Annotated in this window: 14 protein-coding genes; 11 read left to right on the top strand and 3 right to left on the bottom strand. The window is 73.4% G+C overall.

Translation table 11 applies throughout. The features are described 5' to 3' along the window. Positions 1-120: 120 nt before the first annotated feature. The 4 genes from OG764_RS22040 (at position 121) to OG764_RS22055 (ending at position 4,300) form a co-directional block, all read left to right on the top strand. A complete protein-coding gene (locus OG764_RS22040; RefSeq protein ID WP_328970139.1) occupies positions 121-1,260 on the top strand; it encodes a 5-(carboxyamino)imidazole ribonucleotide synthase in 1,140 nt (379 codons plus the stop codon). Further along, complete coding sequence (gene purE, locus OG764_RS22045; protein ID WP_328970140.1) at positions 1,257-1,769, top strand: 5-(carboxyamino)imidazole ribonucleotide mutase; 513 nt, start codon at positions 1,257-1,259, stop codon at positions 1,767-1,769. The genes OG764_RS22040 and purE overlap by 4 nt, the downstream gene beginning before the upstream one ends. Continuing rightward, the gene (locus OG764_RS22050) at positions 1,766-2,962 is read left to right on the top strand and encodes a dipeptidase (protein WP_328970141.1); all 1,197 of its coding nucleotides are present in this window, start codon (positions 1,766-1,768) and stop codon (positions 2,960-2,962) included. Before purE ends, OG764_RS22050 begins: the two co-directional genes overlap by 4 nt. Positions 2,963-3,109: 147 nt before the next feature. Beyond that, the gene (locus tag OG764_RS22055) at positions 3,110-4,300 is read left to right on the top strand and encodes a dipeptidase (RefSeq protein WP_328970142.1); all 1,191 of its coding nucleotides are present in this window, start codon (positions 3,110-3,112) and stop codon (positions 4,298-4,300) included. Between the two features lie 543 nt (positions 4,301-4,843). Here the strand turns inward: OG764_RS22055 and OG764_RS22060 are convergent. Beyond that, positions 4,844-6,190, bottom strand: a complete 1,347-nt coding sequence (locus tag OG764_RS22060; protein WP_328970143.1) for a UDP-glucose dehydrogenase family protein — start codon at positions 6,188-6,190, stop codon at positions 4,844-4,846. Between the two features lie 154 nt (positions 6,191-6,344). Here OG764_RS22060 and OG764_RS22065 point away from each other — a divergent pair, with 154 nt between their 5' ends. Further along, positions 6,345-7,499, top strand: coding sequence for an acyl-CoA dehydrogenase family protein (locus OG764_RS22065; RefSeq protein WP_328970144.1), 1,155 nt, complete (start codon positions 6,345-6,347; stop codon positions 7,497-7,499). Between the two features lie 99 nt (positions 7,500-7,598). On the opposite strand, the gene OG764_RS22070 is transcribed toward OG764_RS22065, so the two are convergent. Then, complete coding sequence (locus tag OG764_RS22070) at positions 7,599-8,270, bottom strand: tellurium resistance protein (protein ID WP_328970145.1); 672 nt, start codon at positions 8,268-8,270, stop codon at positions 7,599-7,601. A gap of 88 nt (positions 8,271-8,358) precedes the next feature. On the opposite strand from OG764_RS22070, the gene OG764_RS22075 reads away from it, so the two are divergent. Genes OG764_RS22075 through OG764_RS22095 form a run of 5 tightly spaced genes read left to right on the top strand, consistent with a single transcriptional unit; the run spans position 8,359 to position 13,978 of the window. Further along, the gene (locus tag OG764_RS22075; protein ID WP_328970146.1) at positions 8,359-9,963 is read left to right on the top strand and encodes a methyl-accepting chemotaxis protein; all 1,605 of its coding nucleotides are present in this window, start codon (positions 8,359-8,361) and stop codon (positions 9,961-9,963) included. Further along, the gene (locus OG764_RS22080; protein ID WP_328970147.1) at positions 9,960-10,472 is read left to right on the top strand and encodes a hypothetical protein; all 513 of its coding nucleotides are present in this window, start codon (positions 9,960-9,962) and stop codon (positions 10,470-10,472) included. Before OG764_RS22075 ends, OG764_RS22080 begins: the two co-directional genes overlap by 4 nt. 29 nt (positions 10,473-10,501) lie before the next feature. Continuing rightward, positions 10,502-11,167, top strand: coding sequence for a vWA domain-containing protein (locus OG764_RS22085; RefSeq protein ID WP_328970148.1), 666 nt, complete (start codon positions 10,502-10,504; stop codon positions 11,165-11,167). 16 nt (positions 11,168-11,183) lie between these two features. After that, positions 11,184-13,034, top strand: a complete 1,851-nt coding sequence (locus OG764_RS22090; protein ID WP_328970149.1) for a protein phosphatase 2C domain-containing protein — start codon at positions 11,184-11,186, stop codon at positions 13,032-13,034. Continuing rightward, positions 13,031-13,978: a hypothetical protein gene (locus OG764_RS22095; RefSeq protein WP_328970150.1), complete on the top strand. Its 948-nt coding sequence runs from the start codon at positions 13,031-13,033 to the stop codon at positions 13,976-13,978. Before OG764_RS22090 ends, OG764_RS22095 begins: the two co-directional genes overlap by 4 nt. A 155-nt stretch (positions 13,979-14,133) precedes the next feature. Here OG764_RS22095 and OG764_RS22100 read toward each other — a convergent pair whose 3' ends face one another. Beyond that, positions 14,134-15,450, bottom strand: coding sequence for an LCP family protein (locus OG764_RS22100; RefSeq protein WP_328970151.1), 1,317 nt, complete (start codon positions 15,448-15,450; stop codon positions 14,134-14,136). A 158-nt stretch (positions 15,451-15,608) separates the two neighbouring features. Here OG764_RS22100 and OG764_RS22105 point away from each other — a divergent pair, with 158 nt between their 5' ends. Beyond that, entirely contained in the window at positions 15,609-16,145 is a 537-nt protein-coding gene (locus OG764_RS22105) for an acyl-CoA thioesterase (RefSeq protein WP_328970152.1), read from the top strand. Positions 16,146-16,192 lie beyond the last annotated feature (47 nt).

Consider the following 16,192-nt stretch of genomic DNA (forward strand, 5'->3'; position numbering starts at 1 on the left):
TCGTAGACGCCGGCCCATCGGTACGCCCGGGGGTCCGGGTATGCCATGCGACACCTGGGACGAAGCCGTGACGCGGACGGCCGGACCCGGGCCGGATCGGGCGCCGGATACTCTGGAGGAGTGACGTTCCCGGTAGTCGGCATGGTCGGCGGCGGTCAGCTCGCCCGCATGACCCACGAGGCGGGTATCCCCCTCGGCATCAGATTCAAGCTCCTCAGTGACACCCCACAGGACTCGGCGGCCCAGGTCGTGAGCGACGTCGTCATCGGCGACTATCGCGACCTGGACACGCTGCGCGCCTTCGCGCGCGGCTGCGACGTGATCACCTTCGATCACGAGCACGTACCCACCGAGCACCTGCGGGCCCTGGAAGCGGACGGCATCCCCGTCCGTCCGGGGCCCGACGCATTGGTGCACGCCCAGGACAAGGGGGTGATGCGCGCCAAGCTCGACGAGATCGGCGCGCCCAGCCCCCGCCACCGGATCGTGAGCGATCCGGACGACGTGGCGGCGTTCGCGGCGGAGGTGGGCGGTTTCCCCGTCATCCTCAAGACCGTGCGCGGCGGCTACGACGGCAAGGGCGTGTGGTTCGTGCGTGCGGCCGAAGAGGCCGAGGCCCCCTTCCGGGCCGGGGTTCCCGTACTCGCCGAAGAGAAGGTGGACTACGTCCGCGAACTCGCGGCGAACATCGTCCGCTCCCCCCACGGCCAGGCCGTGGCCTACCCCGTCGTGGAGTCCGTCCAGGTGGACGGCGTCTGCGACACCGTGATCGCCCCGGCCCCGGGCCTCTCCGAAGAGCTCGCGGGCGAGGCCCAGGCCCTCGCCCTGCGGATCGCCGCCGAACTCGGCGTGACGGGCCACCTGGCCGTCGAGCTCTTCGAGACCCGGGACGGGCGGATCCTCGTCAACGAGCTGGCGATGCGCCCGCACAACTCCGGGCACTGGACCCAGGACGGCGCGGTCACCTCCCAGTTCGCCAACCACGTGCGGGCCGTGCTCGACCTGCCGCTGGGCGACCCGCGCCCGCGCGCACCCTGGACGGTCATGGCGAACGTCCTGGGCGGGGACTACCCCGACATGTACCAGGCGTACCTGCACTGCATGGCCCGCGACCCGCAGCTCAAGATCCACATGTACGGCAAAGACGTGAAGCAGGGCCGCAAGGTCGGCCACGTGAACACCTACGGCGACGACCTCCAGGACGTGCTGGAGCGCGCCCGCCACGCTGCCGGCTACCTCCGAGGAACAATCACCGAATGAGCACCCCCACCACCTCCCCCCTCATCGGCATCGTGATGGGCTCCGACTCGGACTGGCCCGTCATGGAGGCCGCCGCGCAGGTCCTCGACGAGTTCGAGATCCCCTACGAGGTCGACGTCGTCTCCGCCCACCGGATGCCGCGCGAGATGATCGCGTACGGCGAGGAGGCCGCCGGCCGCGGCCTCAAGGCGATCATCGCGGGCGCCGGCGGCGCCGCCCACCTGCCGGGCATGCTCGCCTCGGTCACCCCGCTCCCGGTGATCGGCGTCCCGGTGCCGCTGAAGTACCTCGACGGCATGGACTCGCTGCTGTCGATCGTGCAGATGCCGGCCGGCGTCCCGGTGGCCACCGTCTCCGTCGGCGGCGCGCGCAACGCGGGCCTGCTCGCCGCCCGCATCCTCGCCACCCAGGACCCCGACCTGCTCGCGCGGATGGTGGAGTTCCAGCAGGAGCTCAACGACCAGGCCACCGAGAAGGGCAAGCGGCTGCGGACGAAGGTCGCGGGATGACCGACCCGGCCACCGGCGCCGGCGGCGCGGACCGCCTGGCGCAGGCCCGCGAACTCCTGGCCGGACACCCGGTCGTGGACGGGCACAACGACCTCCCGTGGGCCCTGCGCGAGCAGGTGCGGTACGACCTGTCGCAGCGCGACATCGCCACCGACCTGACCGGCGTGCTCCACACCGACCTGCCCCGGATGCGGGCCGGCGGGGTCGGGGCGCAGTTCTGGTCGGTGTACGTGCGGTCCGACTACGCGGGGGACACGGCGGTCAGCGCCACCCTGGAGCAGATCGACATCGTCGCCCAGCTGATCGACCGCCACCCCGGGGACCTCGTACGGGCCCTGACGGCGGACGACATGGAGAAGGCCCGGTCCGAGGGCCGGATCGCCTCGCTGATGGGCGCCGAGGGCGGGCACTCCATCAACAACTCGCTCGCCACCCTCCGGGCGCTGCACCGGCTGGGCGTCCGCTACATGACGCTGACGCACAACGACACCATCGACTGGGCGGACTCGGCGACGGACGAGGCCCGCCACGGCGGCCTCACCGACTTCGGCCGCGAGGTCGTCCGCGAGATGAACCGCATCGGCATGCTCGTGGACCTGTCGCACGTGTCGGCCGACACCATGCGGGACGCGCTGGCGGTCACCACCGCGCCGGTGGTCTTCTCGCACTCATCGGCGCGGGCGGTCTGCGACCACCCGCGGAACATCCCGGACGACGTCCTCGCACAGCTGCCCGGCAACGGCGGCGTCGCGATGGCCACGTTCGTGCCGAAGTTCATCCTCCCCGAGGCGGTGGCCTGGACGGCGGCGGCCGACGACAACCTGCGCGCGCACGGCTTCCACCACCTGGACACCACCGCGCCGGCGATGGAGCTGCACCGCGCCTTCGAGGCCGCCCACCCGCGGCCGGTCGCGACCGCCGCCACGGTGGCCGACCACCTCGACCACATGCGCGAGGTCGCCGGCATCGACCACATCGGCATCGGCGGCGACTACGACGGGACCGCCTTCACCCCGGCGGGCCTCGACGACGTCGCCGGCTACCCGAACCTGATCGCGGAGCTGCTGGGCCGCGGCTGGTCCACGGCCGACCTGGCCAAGCTGACCTGGTCCAACGCGGTACGGGTGCTGCGCGACGCGGAGGCCGTCGCGGCCGCGCAGGCGGCGCTGCCGCCGTCGAACGCGCGGCTGTAGCCGCGGCGGCCGGACCGGCCGCCGGTGGTCCGGGTGCCCTGCCATGACGGGCGGGGCACCCGAACGCCACACCCCACGAGAACACCCGCGACCCACGTGTCACGGTGGCAACTACTCCCTGCTGCCGCCGAGACCGGAGCGAACGCCATGGCCGACCTGCAGGACGAACAGTCCCCCGTGGGAGCGGAGCCCGGGGCCGTCGGAGCCGACGACCCCCCTGCCGCAGCCACGACCGCCATCACCGCCACGACGGCCGCCACCGCGGCCACCGACGTCACCACGAGCGCCACGGCGGTCACCACGAGCGCCACCACCGCCGTTCCGAGCGAGCAGCTCGCGCCGCACAGCTCAGAGCGCGCCGCCTCGCTGCTCGCCGTGCACCCCGTCGCCGACGGGCACAACACCCTCCCGTGGACCCTGCGCCACAGCCCCTACCACGACATCTCCACGCCCGAACCGGGCGTGGACACCGACATCCCCCGGCTGCGCGCGGGCGGTGTCGGCGCCCAGTTCTGGTCGCTGCTCGTACCCGGCGTGGCCGACACGGGCGGGGGCGGCGCCTCCGACCGGATCGTCGCCGAAACCCTCGAACAGATCGACGTCGGCCGGAACCTGGTCCGCAGCTATCCCGACGCGCTGTGCCTGGCGCTGTGCGCCGACGACATGGCCGACGCCCGCAACCGGGGGCGGATCGCCTCGTTCCTCGGTCCCGTCAGCGGCCGCACCCTCACCGACTCCCTGGGCACCCTGCGGGCCTTCCACGCGCTGGGCGTCCGCAGCCTGGCCCCCGCCGGCGCGGCCTGGGCCGACAGCGGCCTGACCCCCTTCGGCCACGAGGTCGTACGGGAGGCCAACCGGCTCGCCGTGCTGCTGGACGTGACCGGCTGCCCGGATGCGGTCGCCCGCCAGATCATCGACGCCTCGAAGGCGCCCGCGCTGCTCTCGCACACCGCGGCCGGGGCGCTCGTGCCGCACCCGGCCAACGTCTCCGACGAGACGCTGCTGGCGCTGCGCGCCGCGAAGGGCCTGTGCATGGTCACCTTCGCCGCGGACCAGGTCGGCGGACGGATCGCCGACGTCGCGGACCACCTGGACCACGTACGGGCCGTCGCCGGGCCGGACTGTGTGGGCCTGGGCGGGTCCTTCGGCGCGGAGCCGCGCACGGCCCGGCCCGAGGGGCTCGCGGATCCCGCTGGCTACCCCCTGCTGATCGCCGAGCTGCTCGAACGGGGCTGGCCGGAGGGTGACGTCGCGCTGCTGACCTGGGGTAACGCCCAGCGGGTGTTGCGCGACGCCGAATTCACCGCCCGCGCCGCCCACCACCGCCGCCCCTCGTAACCCCCTTCCCCCCGACCCGGTGCCCTGGGGGCACACCCAGCCTGAGCGGGCCGTCTCAGCCTCGCCGGCGTTTGAGGCGGGGCCTCGGGCGGGGCCCGCTCCAGCCCGGCCGGTGCCCTGGGGGCAACCCCCAGCCCTTGTCGACGCTGTCGACGCTGCGCGCGGCAATTCCCAACCCCGCCGGCGCTGCGCGCGGTAATTCCCAGCCCGCCGGCGCCCTGGGGCGCAATTCCCAGCCTTGTCGGCGCCCTGTGGGGCAACATCCAGCCTCGCCGGCGTTTGAGGCGCGGGGTTTGGGGCGGAGCCCCAAGACAACCCGGCTGACGCCGGGCAGCCGGGCTCCGCCCGGACCCGCTCCTCAAGCGCCGGAGGGGCTGAGGGGTGCGACGGGGTTGCCGGGCTCCGCCCGGACCCGCTCCTCAGGGGCTGAAGCGTGCGCGGGGTCAAGCGCCGGAGGGGCTGAAACGTGCGCGGGGTCAAGCGCCGGAAGGGCTGGAGGGTGCGGGGGTTGCCGCCGAGGCGGAGGTCGTGCCGCGCAGGGGGTCAGGCGCGGGGGCGGCCCATGGCTCGGTAGGTCCAGCCGGCTTCGCGCCAAGCCCCGGCGTCCAGCGCATTGCGCCCGTCGAGGATCAGCGGCCGCGAGACGACCCCCGCCAGCTCCGCAGGATCCAGCTCACGGAACTCTCGCCACTCCGTCAGGTGCAGCACGACATCCGCCCCCCGGGCCGCCTCCAGCGCGGAATCCGCGTAGGCGAGCGTCGGGAAGACCCGCCGGGCGTTGTCCATGCCCTTGGGGTCGTAGACGGTGACCTGCCCGCCCTGGAGGTGGATCTGGCCGGCGACGTTCAGCGCCGGCGAGTCCCGTACGTCGTCCGAGTCCGGCTTGAAGGTGGCACCCAGCACCGCCACCCGCTTGCCGAGGAACGCACCGCCGACCGCGTCGCGCGCCAGTTCCACCATGTGTCCGCGGCGCCGCATGTTGATCGAGTCGACCTCGCGCAGGAAGGTCAGCGCCTGGTCGGCGCCCAGCTCCCCGGCCCGGGCCATGAAGGCGCGGATGTCCTTGGGCAGGCAGCCGCCGCCGAAGCCGATGCCGGCGCGCAGGAACTTCGCGCCGATCCGGTCGTCGTGCCCGATGGCCTCGGCCAGCTTCACCACGTCGCCGCCGGCCGCCTCGCAGACCTCCGCCATCGCGTTGATGAAGGAGATCTTCGTGGCGAGGAAGGAGTTCGCGGCGGTCTTCACCAGCTCCGCGGTCGGGAAGTCGGTCACGACCAGCGGCGAGCCCTCGCCGACCGGCGTCGCGTACACCTCGCGCAGCAGCTTCTCCGCGGTGCCGCCCGTCTCGCGGACGCCGATCACGATGCGGTCCGGGTGCAGGGTGTCCTGCACGGCGAAGCCCTCACGCAGGAACTCCGGGTTCCAGGCCAGCTCGACCGCGTCGCCGGCCGGTGCCAGGTCCGCCAGCCGCGAGGCGAGCCGGTCGGCCGAGCCCACCGGCACGGTGGACTTGCCTACGACGAGCGCCGCCCGGGTCAGGTGCGGGGCCAGCGATTCGACGGCCGCGTCCACGTACGACATGTCGCACGCGTACTCGCCGTGCTTCTGCGGGGTGTTCACGCAGACGAAGTGGACGTCGCCGAACGCGCCCACCTCCTCGTAGGAGGTGGTGAAGCGCAGTCGCCCGGTGGATCCCTCGATGCCGGCCACGTGCGCCTTGAGGAGCTCCTCCAGCCCCGGCTCGTACATCGGGACCCGGCCCTCGGCCAGCATCGCGATCTTCTCCGGGACGATGTCGAGCCCCAGCACCTCGAATCCCAGCTCGGCCATGGCCGCGGCGTGCGTGGCACCGAGGTAACCGGTGCCGATCACGGTGATCTTGAGGGCCATGGGTACTCCGTAAGGGGTGGCGGTGCGGTGTGCGGCCACCGAGCATAGTCGTGCGCGTTGTCGGCAAGCTCACGCGCTGTGCCTGTATCCCTCCGGGGGTATCGGGTCCTACGCTTGCACTACTTAACGGTAGTTAACATGGGGAGTGAGTGCTTTGGCAGGATCCGACTTCGACCTCTACCGCCCTGCCGAGGAGCACGACATGCTCCGCGAGTCGGTCCGTGCGCTGTGCGAGGCGAAGATCGCGCCGTTCGCGGCCGCCGTCGACGAGGAGGCCCGCTTCCCGCAGGAGGCCCTCGACGCGCTGGTGGCGAACGACCTGCACGCAGTCCACGTGCCGGAGAGCTACGGCGGCGCCGGCGCCGACGCCCTCGCGACCGTGATCGTCATCGAAGAGGTCGCCCGCGTGTGCGCCTCCTCCTCGCTGATCCCGGCCGTCAACAAGCTGGGCTCGCTCCCGGTGATCCTCTCCGGCTCCGAGGAGCTGAAGAAGAAGTACCTGGGCCCGCTGGCCAAGGGCGACGGCATGTTCTCGTACTGCCTCTCCGAGCCGGACGCCGGCTCGGACGCCGCCGGCATGAAGACCCGCGCGGTCCGCGACGGCGACTTCTGGGTCCTCAACGGCGTCAAGCGCTGGATCACCAACGCCGGCGTCTCCGAGTACTACACGGTCATGGCCGTGACCGACCCGGAGAAGCGCTCCAAGGGCATCTCCGCCTTCGTCGTCGAGAAGTCCGACGAGGGCGTCTCCTTCGGGGCCCCGGAGAAGAAGCTCGGCATCAAGGGCTCGCCGACCCGCGAGGTCTACCTCGACAACGTCCGCATCCCCGCCGACCGCATGATCGGCGCCGAGGGCACCGGCTTCGCGACCGCCATGAAGACCCTGGACCACACCCGCATCACCATCGCGGCCCAGGCCCTCGGCATCGCGCAGGGCGCCCTGGACTACGCCAAGGGCTACGTCCAGGAGCGCAAGCAGTTCGGCAAGCCGATCGCCGACTTCCAGGGCGTGCAGTTCATGCTCGCCGACATGGCCATGAAGCTGGAGGCCGCCCGCCAGCTGACGTACGCGGCCGCCGCGAAGTCGGAGCGCGTCGACGGCGACCTGACGTTCTTCGGCGCCGCCGCCAAGTGCTTCGCCTCGGACGTGGCCATGGAGGTCACCACCGACGCCGTCCAGCTCCTCGGCGGCTACGGCTACACGCGCGACTACCCGGTGGAGCGCATGATGCGCGACGCGAAGATCACGCAGATCTACGAGGGCACGAACCAGGTCCAGCGCATCGTCATGGCCCGCAACCTGCCGTAGCGCCACCCCGTACGACCCGTACGACCCGTACAGCCCCTGGCGGATGCCGGGGGCTGTGCGCGTTGCGGGCACGGGCGCGGGTCCGCGCTGCCGCCCCCGCTACCAGCGCAGGCCGCCCCGGGCGGGGCGGTCCTCCTGGTCGCGCGGGGGCTTCAGGGTGACGGTGTAGTCCAGGCCGAAGCCGTACGCCCGGTCGATCTTCTCGTGCGGTCCCGCGGTGGCCGTGCCGGTGAACCAGGACACCTCGCGGCGCACCGTGAGCCCGCCCGCGTCCGGCGTCACCAGGGCGATCGCGCAGCCCACGGAACCCGCCGGGGAGTCGTCCAGCAGGATCCGGCAGCCCGGCCCCGACGGCTCCGTCACCGTCACCGACGCGCCCAGCCGGCGGAAGTCCGCGGAGCCCTCGTAGATGTAGACGAAGAAGAGCAGCTTCTCGAAGCGTTCGCGGTGGCCGAGGCCGACCCGCAGGGTCTCGCCGTCGGCACTGGCGCCCGTACGGTCGTCCTGGTCCAGGGCCACGTACGGCCACGCGTCGAGCGCGCCGAAGTTGTCGCCCAGCGACTGCACGCAGGTGGCGGTGCCGTCCCGGAACTTGATCAGGCAGCAGAGGTTCACGTCCGCCCGGGCCCCCGGCAGCCAGTTGAGATTGGCCTGAAGGACACCCCGTCCGCCCACGCGGACCTGCGGTGAATCCCTCGTCAGCAGCCGTCGCCCGGGGTCCTGCTGCGCACGCAGCGGAATCACACCGCGGACCCGATTGTCCGAACTCATGCGTATCGCCTCCGACCTGATGGATGATCATATGACGCTCTGTTCGTCTGGGCTATGATCCGACGGCTTTCTGTCATGGGGGTGGGGAATGCCCGTAGGGGCACTGGCGACAGCACCCGAGGTCGCCCAACAGCTCAGGAACCTGGCCGGCCGCCCGGGACTCGGATCCCGGCGCGACGAGCTCACATCACTCGCGGACGCACTCCAGGGACTCGGCGGCGGGGACATCGACCCCTGGACCGATCTCGACCTGCTCCAGGCCTACGCGCGGCCCGAGAGCCTCAGCGCGCTGGACGCCGCCCCGCCCGAGGCGGCCTGGTGGTCCCGGCTGGAGACCTTCATAGGCGCCCTGGTCTTCGTGCCGCTGCTGGTCACCTGGCTCGGCCTGACACGGGCCACCAGCGCGTACGAAGCCCTGGTCGGCGCCGATCCGAAGGCCGCCGCCCGGCCCTTCCTCCAACTGTGGCAGTCCGGCTTCGAGGGCCGGCTGACCGGCGCCTTCACCTTCGGCCACGTGGCGCTCTTCGCCAGCCTCACCATCCTCCTGCTGCTCGTCCTCGTGACCGTGCACGGGGTGCGCCGGGCGAAGAACGAGCGCCGGGCCGACGAGGTCCAGCGCATCGCCGACGGCCTGCTCGCCGAGCTGGTCCCCGTCCTCACCCGGGCCCAACTGCTGCTCAACGAGCGGCGGCTGTCCTCCCCGCAGCGGTTCGCCGCCGAACTCGCCGGCGCCGCCGTCACCCTCGGCAAGCTGGGCGACAAGGCGCTCAAGGTGCACACGCGGCTGGACGCGGCGGCGAGCGCCGTGGAGACCGCCGTGCAGAGCGCCGAGGAGCGCATCAAGCACGTGGAGTCCGCGGTCCGCCCGCTGGAACTGGCCGTCGGCCGGGTGGAGGCCGCCGTCGTCGGCAACGCCTCCGACATCGAGCAGGCCGTGGCCTCGCTCGCCGGCCCGCTGGAGAAGAACGGCGAGCGGCTCGAATCCGCGGTGAGCGACAGCGGGGTGATGGTCCGCCAGGCCCTTGAGGACGTGCGCGCCGTCAACGGCGAGGTGCGCGACGCGGTGTCCTCGGCGGGCGACCGGGTCGAGGACTCGGTGTCCGTCCTGGCCGCCGCCCAGCGCTCGTTCACCACCAGCACCGAACTCGCCACCGACATCTCGGTGCAGGTCCTGTCCCGGCTCGGCGAGGTCACCGACCGCACCGCCGAGGCCGTGACCACCTCGCAGCAGGCCGTGCTCCGGCTCGACGAGCAGACCGGCGCGCTGCGCGAGGCCGCCGAGCGTTTCGCCGCGCTGGCCGACGCCCTCGCCGGGGCCCTGGCCGCCGTGCCCGTACCGCGAGCCGGCGGCGGCCCGGAGTCCGGCCCGTACGCCGGAGGCAGCGGCCCGTACCCCGGAGGTACCGGCTCGCACGACGACCGGACGGTCCGGTACGACCGCCTGCCCGACCCGTACGACCCGTACGACGACCAGCCCGGCCGCCACGGCCGCGAGTCCGGACCGGAGGACCGGCATCCCGAGCCGCAGGACCGGCCGCCCGTGCCGGAGCAGGCGCCCGCGGCGCGCAACGCGCCCGTGGCCCTCGACAAGGCGGCCCCCCGGGACGCCGTACCGCCCCGCGGCCCCTCGCGCGCCGACCCCCGCAACGGTCGGCCCGGCCGCGGCCCGCAGCCGCCGTCGGACGCGCGATGACGGCGGCCCGCCGCCCCCGGCCCCGCCGGCCCGCCCTGCGCTTCAACCCGCTGCACCTGGCGGGCTGGCTCTTCGCCGACATGCTGCTCGTACTGGCCCTCGTCGCGATGGGGGACCAGGGTGATCCCGTACGGGCCGCCGAGGCCGCCAAGCACGTGAAATCGGGGGCCTCCCCCTCGGCGCAGCCCAAGCCCAAGCCGAAGGGCCCGCGGGCGGTGGTCCGCACCGCGAAGGAGTTCACGCTCGACGTGGACGCGGGGGACACCGACCGGGCCGTGCGGCAGTTGCGGGCGAAGACCGCCAAGTGGCAGGGCCGGAAGGCCGCCTTCGTGCTCACCTTCGGCCGCAGTCCGGACGTCGGCGGCGGCGTCGAGTACGCCCGGCGGATCAATTCCCTGCTGGTGAAGGCCCGCCCGGACATGTTCACCGGGGCGACCACCCGCGACTTCTTCGTCCAGGGCGCCTCGGGCGGCCACGCGGACATCGAGATCTACTTCTACACCTACTGACCGACGACACAATCCGGAGGCGTGCGGCCGTGCAGATCCTTCCTTTCTACCTGGTGTGCGACGAGTCGGGGTCCATGGTCGGAGACCCGCTCGACAGCATCAACAGTGCGCTCCCCGAACTCCACAAAGAGATCAGTACCAACCCGACCGTCGCCGACAAGACCAGGTTCGCGCTGATCGGCTTCTCCGACACCGCCACCGTGCTCCAGTCGCTGGTCGACCTCAGCGACATCGACTCGCTGCCCGCCCTCGCGGCCGGCGGCCTCACCGCGTACGGCGAGGCCTTCCGCACGCTGCTGCGCAGCATCGAGACCGACGTGGACGCGCTCAAGGCGCAGGGCCACGAGGTGTACCGGCCCGTCGTCTTCTTCCTCTCCGACGGCGGCCCCACCGACGAGGGCTGGGCGGACGCCCACAAGGAACTCACCGAGGCCCGCTACCGGCCGAACATCATCGCGTTCGGCATCGGCGAGGCCGACCGGGCGACCATCGGGCACGTCGCGAACTTCCGGGCGTTCATGCAGGAGGACACGAGCGTGTCCCCGGCCGCCGCGCTGCGCGAGTTCGCCGCGAGCCTCACCCGCTCCATCGTCCGCTCCGCCAACAGCATGGCGGCGGACGGCGGCGGGGGCTTCAACCTGGCCGTGGACGACACCGTGCCCGGCTTCACGACCGTATCGCTCGACAAGCTCTGAGGCAGGGGCAGCAGCCATGCACCAGGAGATGAGCCCCGACGGCTCCCACCGCGCCCCGGCGCCGGACGCACTGGACGAGGTCTACTACAGCCTCCCCACCACCCGCCCCGAACACCGCCCCGGCTACCGCCCGGACCCCGGCCCCGCCCACGGGTCCGGTCCAGGGGCCGCCCACGGGTCCGGCCACCGCCCGGAGCCCGACCCCGCGCAGGGGCCCGGCTACGGCCCGAAGTCCGGCCCCGCTCACGGATCAGTCCACGGGTCCGGCCCCGCCCACGGGTCCGGCCACCGCCCGGAGTCCGGCCGCGCGCAGGAGCCCGGCCACCGCCGTGAGTACGACCCCGCGTCGGATCCCGTACCGGCCCCTGCCCCGGCCCCGCTGTGGGAGGCCGCCGACCGCGGGCGCGACCCGCGGTCGGCCGAACCGCCCGCGTCGGCGCCCCCGTACGAGGTGGCGCCCTTCGAGGTGCCCGACTACGACGTGCCGCCCTTCCCCGGGCCCTCGACGTACGACGAGCCCGTCCGGCGTTCCGTACCGCTGCGCCCGCCCGCGCCGGAACCGCCCGCCCCCGCCGGCCCGGCCGACCGCGGCGGTCCCCACGGCCCCGGCACCCCACACGGCCATGACGCCCCCGGCGACCAGACCGCGCACCCCGCCCCGGCGGACCGGGGCGACCGGGGCGGCCGGACCACCTCGCCCGCCCCGGCCGATCGGGCGGGATCAGCCGGGCCCGCGGCCGAGCAGGAGCACCCCGCACGGGATCCCGACCCCGCCGAACCCGGCGCCCCCGCCCCGGCGGACCCCCGACAGCAGCCCGCCACCACCACCGGCAGCGGCACCGCCACCACCGGCACCGGCACCGGCAGCGGCACCACCACCGCCACGGACACCGGCACCGCGCCCGATCCCGCCGTGCAGACCGCCCCGCTCCTCGGCGCGCCCTGGTTCAGCGGTCCCAAGCCCCCGCTGTACGCGCCGGAGCCCCGCGCCGCCGTGTCCGTACGCGGGGACGCCGACGCCGCGCTCGTCCCCGACCTGGTCGTCGACGGCGCGACCCACGGCCCGCTGACCGTCCGGGCCGCCTCCGTGCGCGGCGACTCGCACCGCTACCACGGCGAGCCCCGCCAGGACTCCCTCTGCGTGGCCCTGCTCGGCGAGGCCGAACCGGCCCGCGCCGGGAATCCCGCCCCCGGCCTGCTGCTGCTCGCCGTCGCCGACGGCGTCGGCTCGGCCCGCCGCTCCCACGTGGGCTCCCAGGCGGTCTGCCGCGACCTCGCCGAGGCGCTCGACCGGCACGCCGACGAGCTCGCCCAGTGCGTACGGGACCACGACGAGCTGGCGCTCACCGCGCTGGTCAACTCCGCCCTCGGCACCGTGGGCGAGCGGCTCGCGCAGCGCGCCGCCGCGGCCGGCGACCGGCCAGAGGACTACGCCACCACCCTGCGCGTGCTCCTGGTCCCGCTGGACCCGCACGTGCGCGGCCGCGGGTTCTTCGCGGTCGGCGACGGCGGCGTGGCCCTGCTCCGCGAGGGCCGGTGGTACCTGGACGTGGACGTCCCCGCGGACGCCGCCCCGGGCGGCGACGGCGGCGGGATCATCGACACCCGGACCGCGGCCCTGCCCACCACCCGCCACACCCAGGCCCGGATCCTCGGGCCGGCGCTCCCCGGCGACCTGTTCGTGCTGTGCACCGACGGGCTGTCCACCCCGCTCGCCGGCGACCCCGGGATCCGCGAGTTCCTGGCCGACAACTGGGGCCCGCACACCCACATCCCCGGCCCGGTCGACTACCTGTGGCAGCTCCAGTACCGCGTGAAGTCGTACGACGACGACCGCACCGCGGTCTGTCTGTGGGAGGGCCCGTGACCGCCGCGGACGGCGCCGACGTCCCGCTCGCCGCCCTCCGCCCGCTCCACAAGATCGGGGACGGCGGCCAGGGCGAGGTGCACACCCTCGACGGGCAGCCGGGGGTGCTCTACAAGAGCTACCGCGAGCCGCACCGGGTCGACGGCTCCGCCCTCACCGACCTGGTGGCGGTCCGTCAGGCGCTCGGCCGGGGCGACCGCGAACAGCTGGACGCCGAGACGGCCTGGCCGCTGTGCCGGGTCGTCGACGGCCCCCGCACCACCGGGTTCCTGATGTACGAGGCGCCCCCGACGATGTCCTGGACCACCGCCGACGGCGGCACCAAGCTCACCGAGCTCGCCTACCTGCTGCGGCCCGCCAAGGCCGCCTGGAAGGCCGTGGCCCAGCCGAGCCCGACCGAGCGCTACACCCTGGCGGTGGCCCTGGTCGAACTGCTCGGCCGGCTGCACGCCATGGGCCTGATCCTGGGCGACCTCTCGCAGGCCAACGTGCTGTGGACGCTCCGCCCGGGCCCGGGGGTCTTCCTGCTGGACTGCGACGGGCTGCGGCTCAGCGGCCGCCCGCCCGTCCTCGCGCAGGCGGACACCCCCGACTGGAACGACCCGAAGGCCCCGCCCGGACTGGTCTCCGTGGACAGCGACCGCTACAAGGCGGCCCTCGCGGTCGGCCGGATCCTCTCCCAGGACGCGTACGTGGCACCGGGCCGGCCCCTGTCGCTGGTGCCGGGGGTCCTCGACGAGCGCCGCGAGAACGCCGTACGGGCCCTGCACGCCGACGCGGCCGGCGCGCACGGCACCCGCCCGCACCTGGGGCAGTGGCGGGTGGCCCTCTCCGGACGGGAGACCATCAGACTGGCCGCGGCCGAGCCGGCCCCCCGGCCCGAGATCGACCAGGCGAAATTCGACGGGATCCGCAAGCGCGGCAGCATCAGCCTGCGCGACTGACCCGCCGGAACGCACCGCCGGCCCGTACGGCGCCGGGGGCTCGGGAGCCGGCCGGGGCTCGGGAGCCGGCCGGGACACGGGAACGCGCCGGGACACGGGAAGGGGCGCGGGAAGGGCCCTCGCCCCTCCCGCGCCCCCGTCCGGGCCCGCACCCGCTAGTTGCCGGTGACGGTGACCTTCTCGTCGTCCTGGATCTGCTTGACCAGCTGCCGCACCTTCGCCTTGTCCCAGACCAGGTTGCCGCCGCGGCTGCCCGAGATCGGGATGTTCATCGAGGTGCCCTCGCCGCCGCTGATGCCCTTCATCGCGAAGAACATCTCGCCCAGGTCGAACAGGCCCATGTCCTCGTCCACGATCAGCGTGTCCAGACCGGCGCCCAGCGTCGGGTACAGCGCGAAGGGGTTGAGGATCGTGCCCGGCGTCGCCGCCTGGTGGGCCAGCGCCGCCAGGAACTTCTGCTGGTTCTTCGTACGGTCCAGATCGCTGCCCGCGAAGGCGTAGCGGGTACGGACGAAGGCCAGCGCCTGCTCGCCGTTGAGGGTCTGCTCGCCGGCCTGGAAGTCGGCGCCGGACTTCTTGTCCTTGAAGGCCTTCGGGATGTCCATCTCGACGCCGCCGAGCGCGTCCACGATGTTCGCGAAGCCCGCGAAGCCGATCTCGGCGTAGTGGTCGATGCGCAGGCCGGTGTTGTACTCGACCGTGCGGACCAGCAGCTCGGGGCCGTCCATCGCGTACGCGGCGTTCAGCTTGGTGCGCATCCCCTTGCCCGGGTACTTCTTGCCGGATTCGGAGCCGACGAAGGACGGGATCTCCACGTCCGAGTCGCGCGGCAGCGAGATCATCGACGTGCCGCCGGAGCAGGTGGCGAGGATCATCATCGAGTCGGTCCGCTTGCCCTCGGCCGAGCCCGTGTGCAGCTTCTTCTTCTCCTCGGCGGACATGCCCTCGCGGCTGTCCGAGCCGACGATCAGGTACGTCGTGCAGTCGTCGTCCTCCGGGCGCTCGATGACCTTCGACAGGTCCACCTCGCGCCGGACCTTCGAGTCGGCCCAGAAGTACGTGCCGACGGTCGTGACGACCAGCACCGACGCCAGCACGATCGAGCCGACCTTGATCCGCTTGCGCCAGTCCGGCGCGGGCTGCGGAGGCCGCCCCGGGCGCGCCGACGGCGGCGCGGGCGGACCGGCCGGGTGTCCGCCGGGCCCGCCGGGACCGCCCTGGCCGCCGGGGGTGCCGTAGACCTGGCCCGTGTTGTATCCGCTGTCGTACCCGGCGAAGGTGTCGTGCTGCTGTGCCTGCTGCGGAGGCACCCCGTAACCGGACGGCGGCGGGCCGGCCGGGCGCTGCGGGCGCGGGGGCTGCTGACGCTGGACGTGCCGCATCGACCGTGCGCCCTCGGGCTGCGGGTGTGCGCTGCCGCGGCCGTGCCGGTCGCCGCGGTTCTCGTTCCAGCCTTCGGGCCAGTCATTCATGTGGACCAGCATGCACGGCCGCGCGTGCCGTCCGACAGCCCGGGGGGCACATCGTGCCAGGGCTGTTGCAGAGCTGCTGCCTTGTCACCGGCGCAGGGCGTCTCCTGCGGAGCTTGCCTGACCCGCGAGATCCGGAAGAGACGGCCTAAAGTGACCCCATGACTGAAATACCCGGTGACCTCCAGGGCAAGCCGACCTCGGCTTCCCGGACCACGCTGAGCCACATCATGACGAGCCACGACACCAACCTGCTGGGGACGGTGCACGGTGGCGTGATCATGAAGCTCGTGGACGACGCGGCGGGCGCGGTGGCCGGGCGGCACTCGGGCGGGCCCGCCGTCACCGCCTCCATGGACGAGATGGCCTTCCTGGCACCGGTCCGCGTCGGCGACCTCGTGCACGTCAAGGCCCAGTGCAACTGGACCGGCCGCTCCTCGATGGAGATCGGCGTCCGGGTGCTCGCCGAGCGCTGGAACGAGTCCACGCCCGCCACCCAGGTCGGCAGCGCCTACCTCGTCTTCGCGGCCGTGGACGCCGAGGGCAAGCCCCGCACGGTTCCGCCGGTCCTCCCGGAGACCGACCAGGACAAGCGCCGCTACCAGGAGGCGATGATCCGCCGCACCCACCGCCTGGCCAAGCGCCGCGCGATCCTGGACCTCCGCGAGCGCCGCGCGGCCGAGGGCCTCGACGACTAGGGCGCACCGGCGCGGCGTCACCGGCCCCGGGGCCGTAGCCCCGGGCC

The sequence above is a fragment of the Streptomyces sp. NBC_00239 genome (assembly GCF_036194065.1).
Classification (GTDB): Bacteria; Actinomycetota; Actinomycetes; order Streptomycetales; family Streptomycetaceae; genus Streptomyces.

What these genes read in the sequence shown, in the direction of transcription:
- OG764_RS22070 (WP_328970145.1), bottom strand. Translation starts at nt 8,270, where the DNA reads ATGAGTTCGGACAATCGGGTCCGCGGTGTGATTCCGCTGCGTGCGCAG.
- OG764_RS22060 (WP_328970143.1), bottom strand. Translation starts at nt 6,190, where the DNA reads ATGGCCCTCAAGATCACCGTGATCGGCACCGGTTACCTCGGTGCCACG.
- OG764_RS22090 (WP_328970149.1), top strand. Translation starts at nt 11,184, where the DNA reads ATGCACCAGGAGATGAGCCCCGACGGCTCCCACCGCGCCCCGGCGCCG.
- OG764_RS22080 (WP_328970147.1), top strand. Translation starts at nt 9,960, where the DNA reads ATGACGGCGGCCCGCCGCCCCCGGCCCCGCCGGCCCGCCCTGCGCTTC.
- OG764_RS22055 (WP_328970142.1), top strand. Translation starts at nt 3,110, where the DNA reads ATGGCCGACCTGCAGGACGAACAGTCCCCCGTGGGAGCGGAGCCCGGG.
- OG764_RS22105 (WP_328970152.1), top strand. Translation starts at nt 15,609, where the DNA reads ATGACTGAAATACCCGGTGACCTCCAGGGCAAGCCGACCTCGGCTTCC.
- purE (WP_328970140.1), top strand. Translation starts at nt 1,257, where the DNA reads ATGAGCACCCCCACCACCTCCCCCCTCATCGGCATCGTGATGGGCTCC.
- OG764_RS22100 (WP_328970151.1), bottom strand. Translation starts at nt 15,450, where the DNA reads ATGAATGACTGGCCCGAAGGCTGGAACGAGAACCGCGGCGACCGGCAC.
- OG764_RS22075 (WP_328970146.1), top strand. Translation starts at nt 8,359, where the DNA reads ATGCCCGTAGGGGCACTGGCGACAGCACCCGAGGTCGCCCAACAGCTC.
- OG764_RS22050 (WP_328970141.1), top strand. Translation starts at nt 1,766, where the DNA reads ATGACCGACCCGGCCACCGGCGCCGGCGGCGCGGACCGCCTGGCGCAG.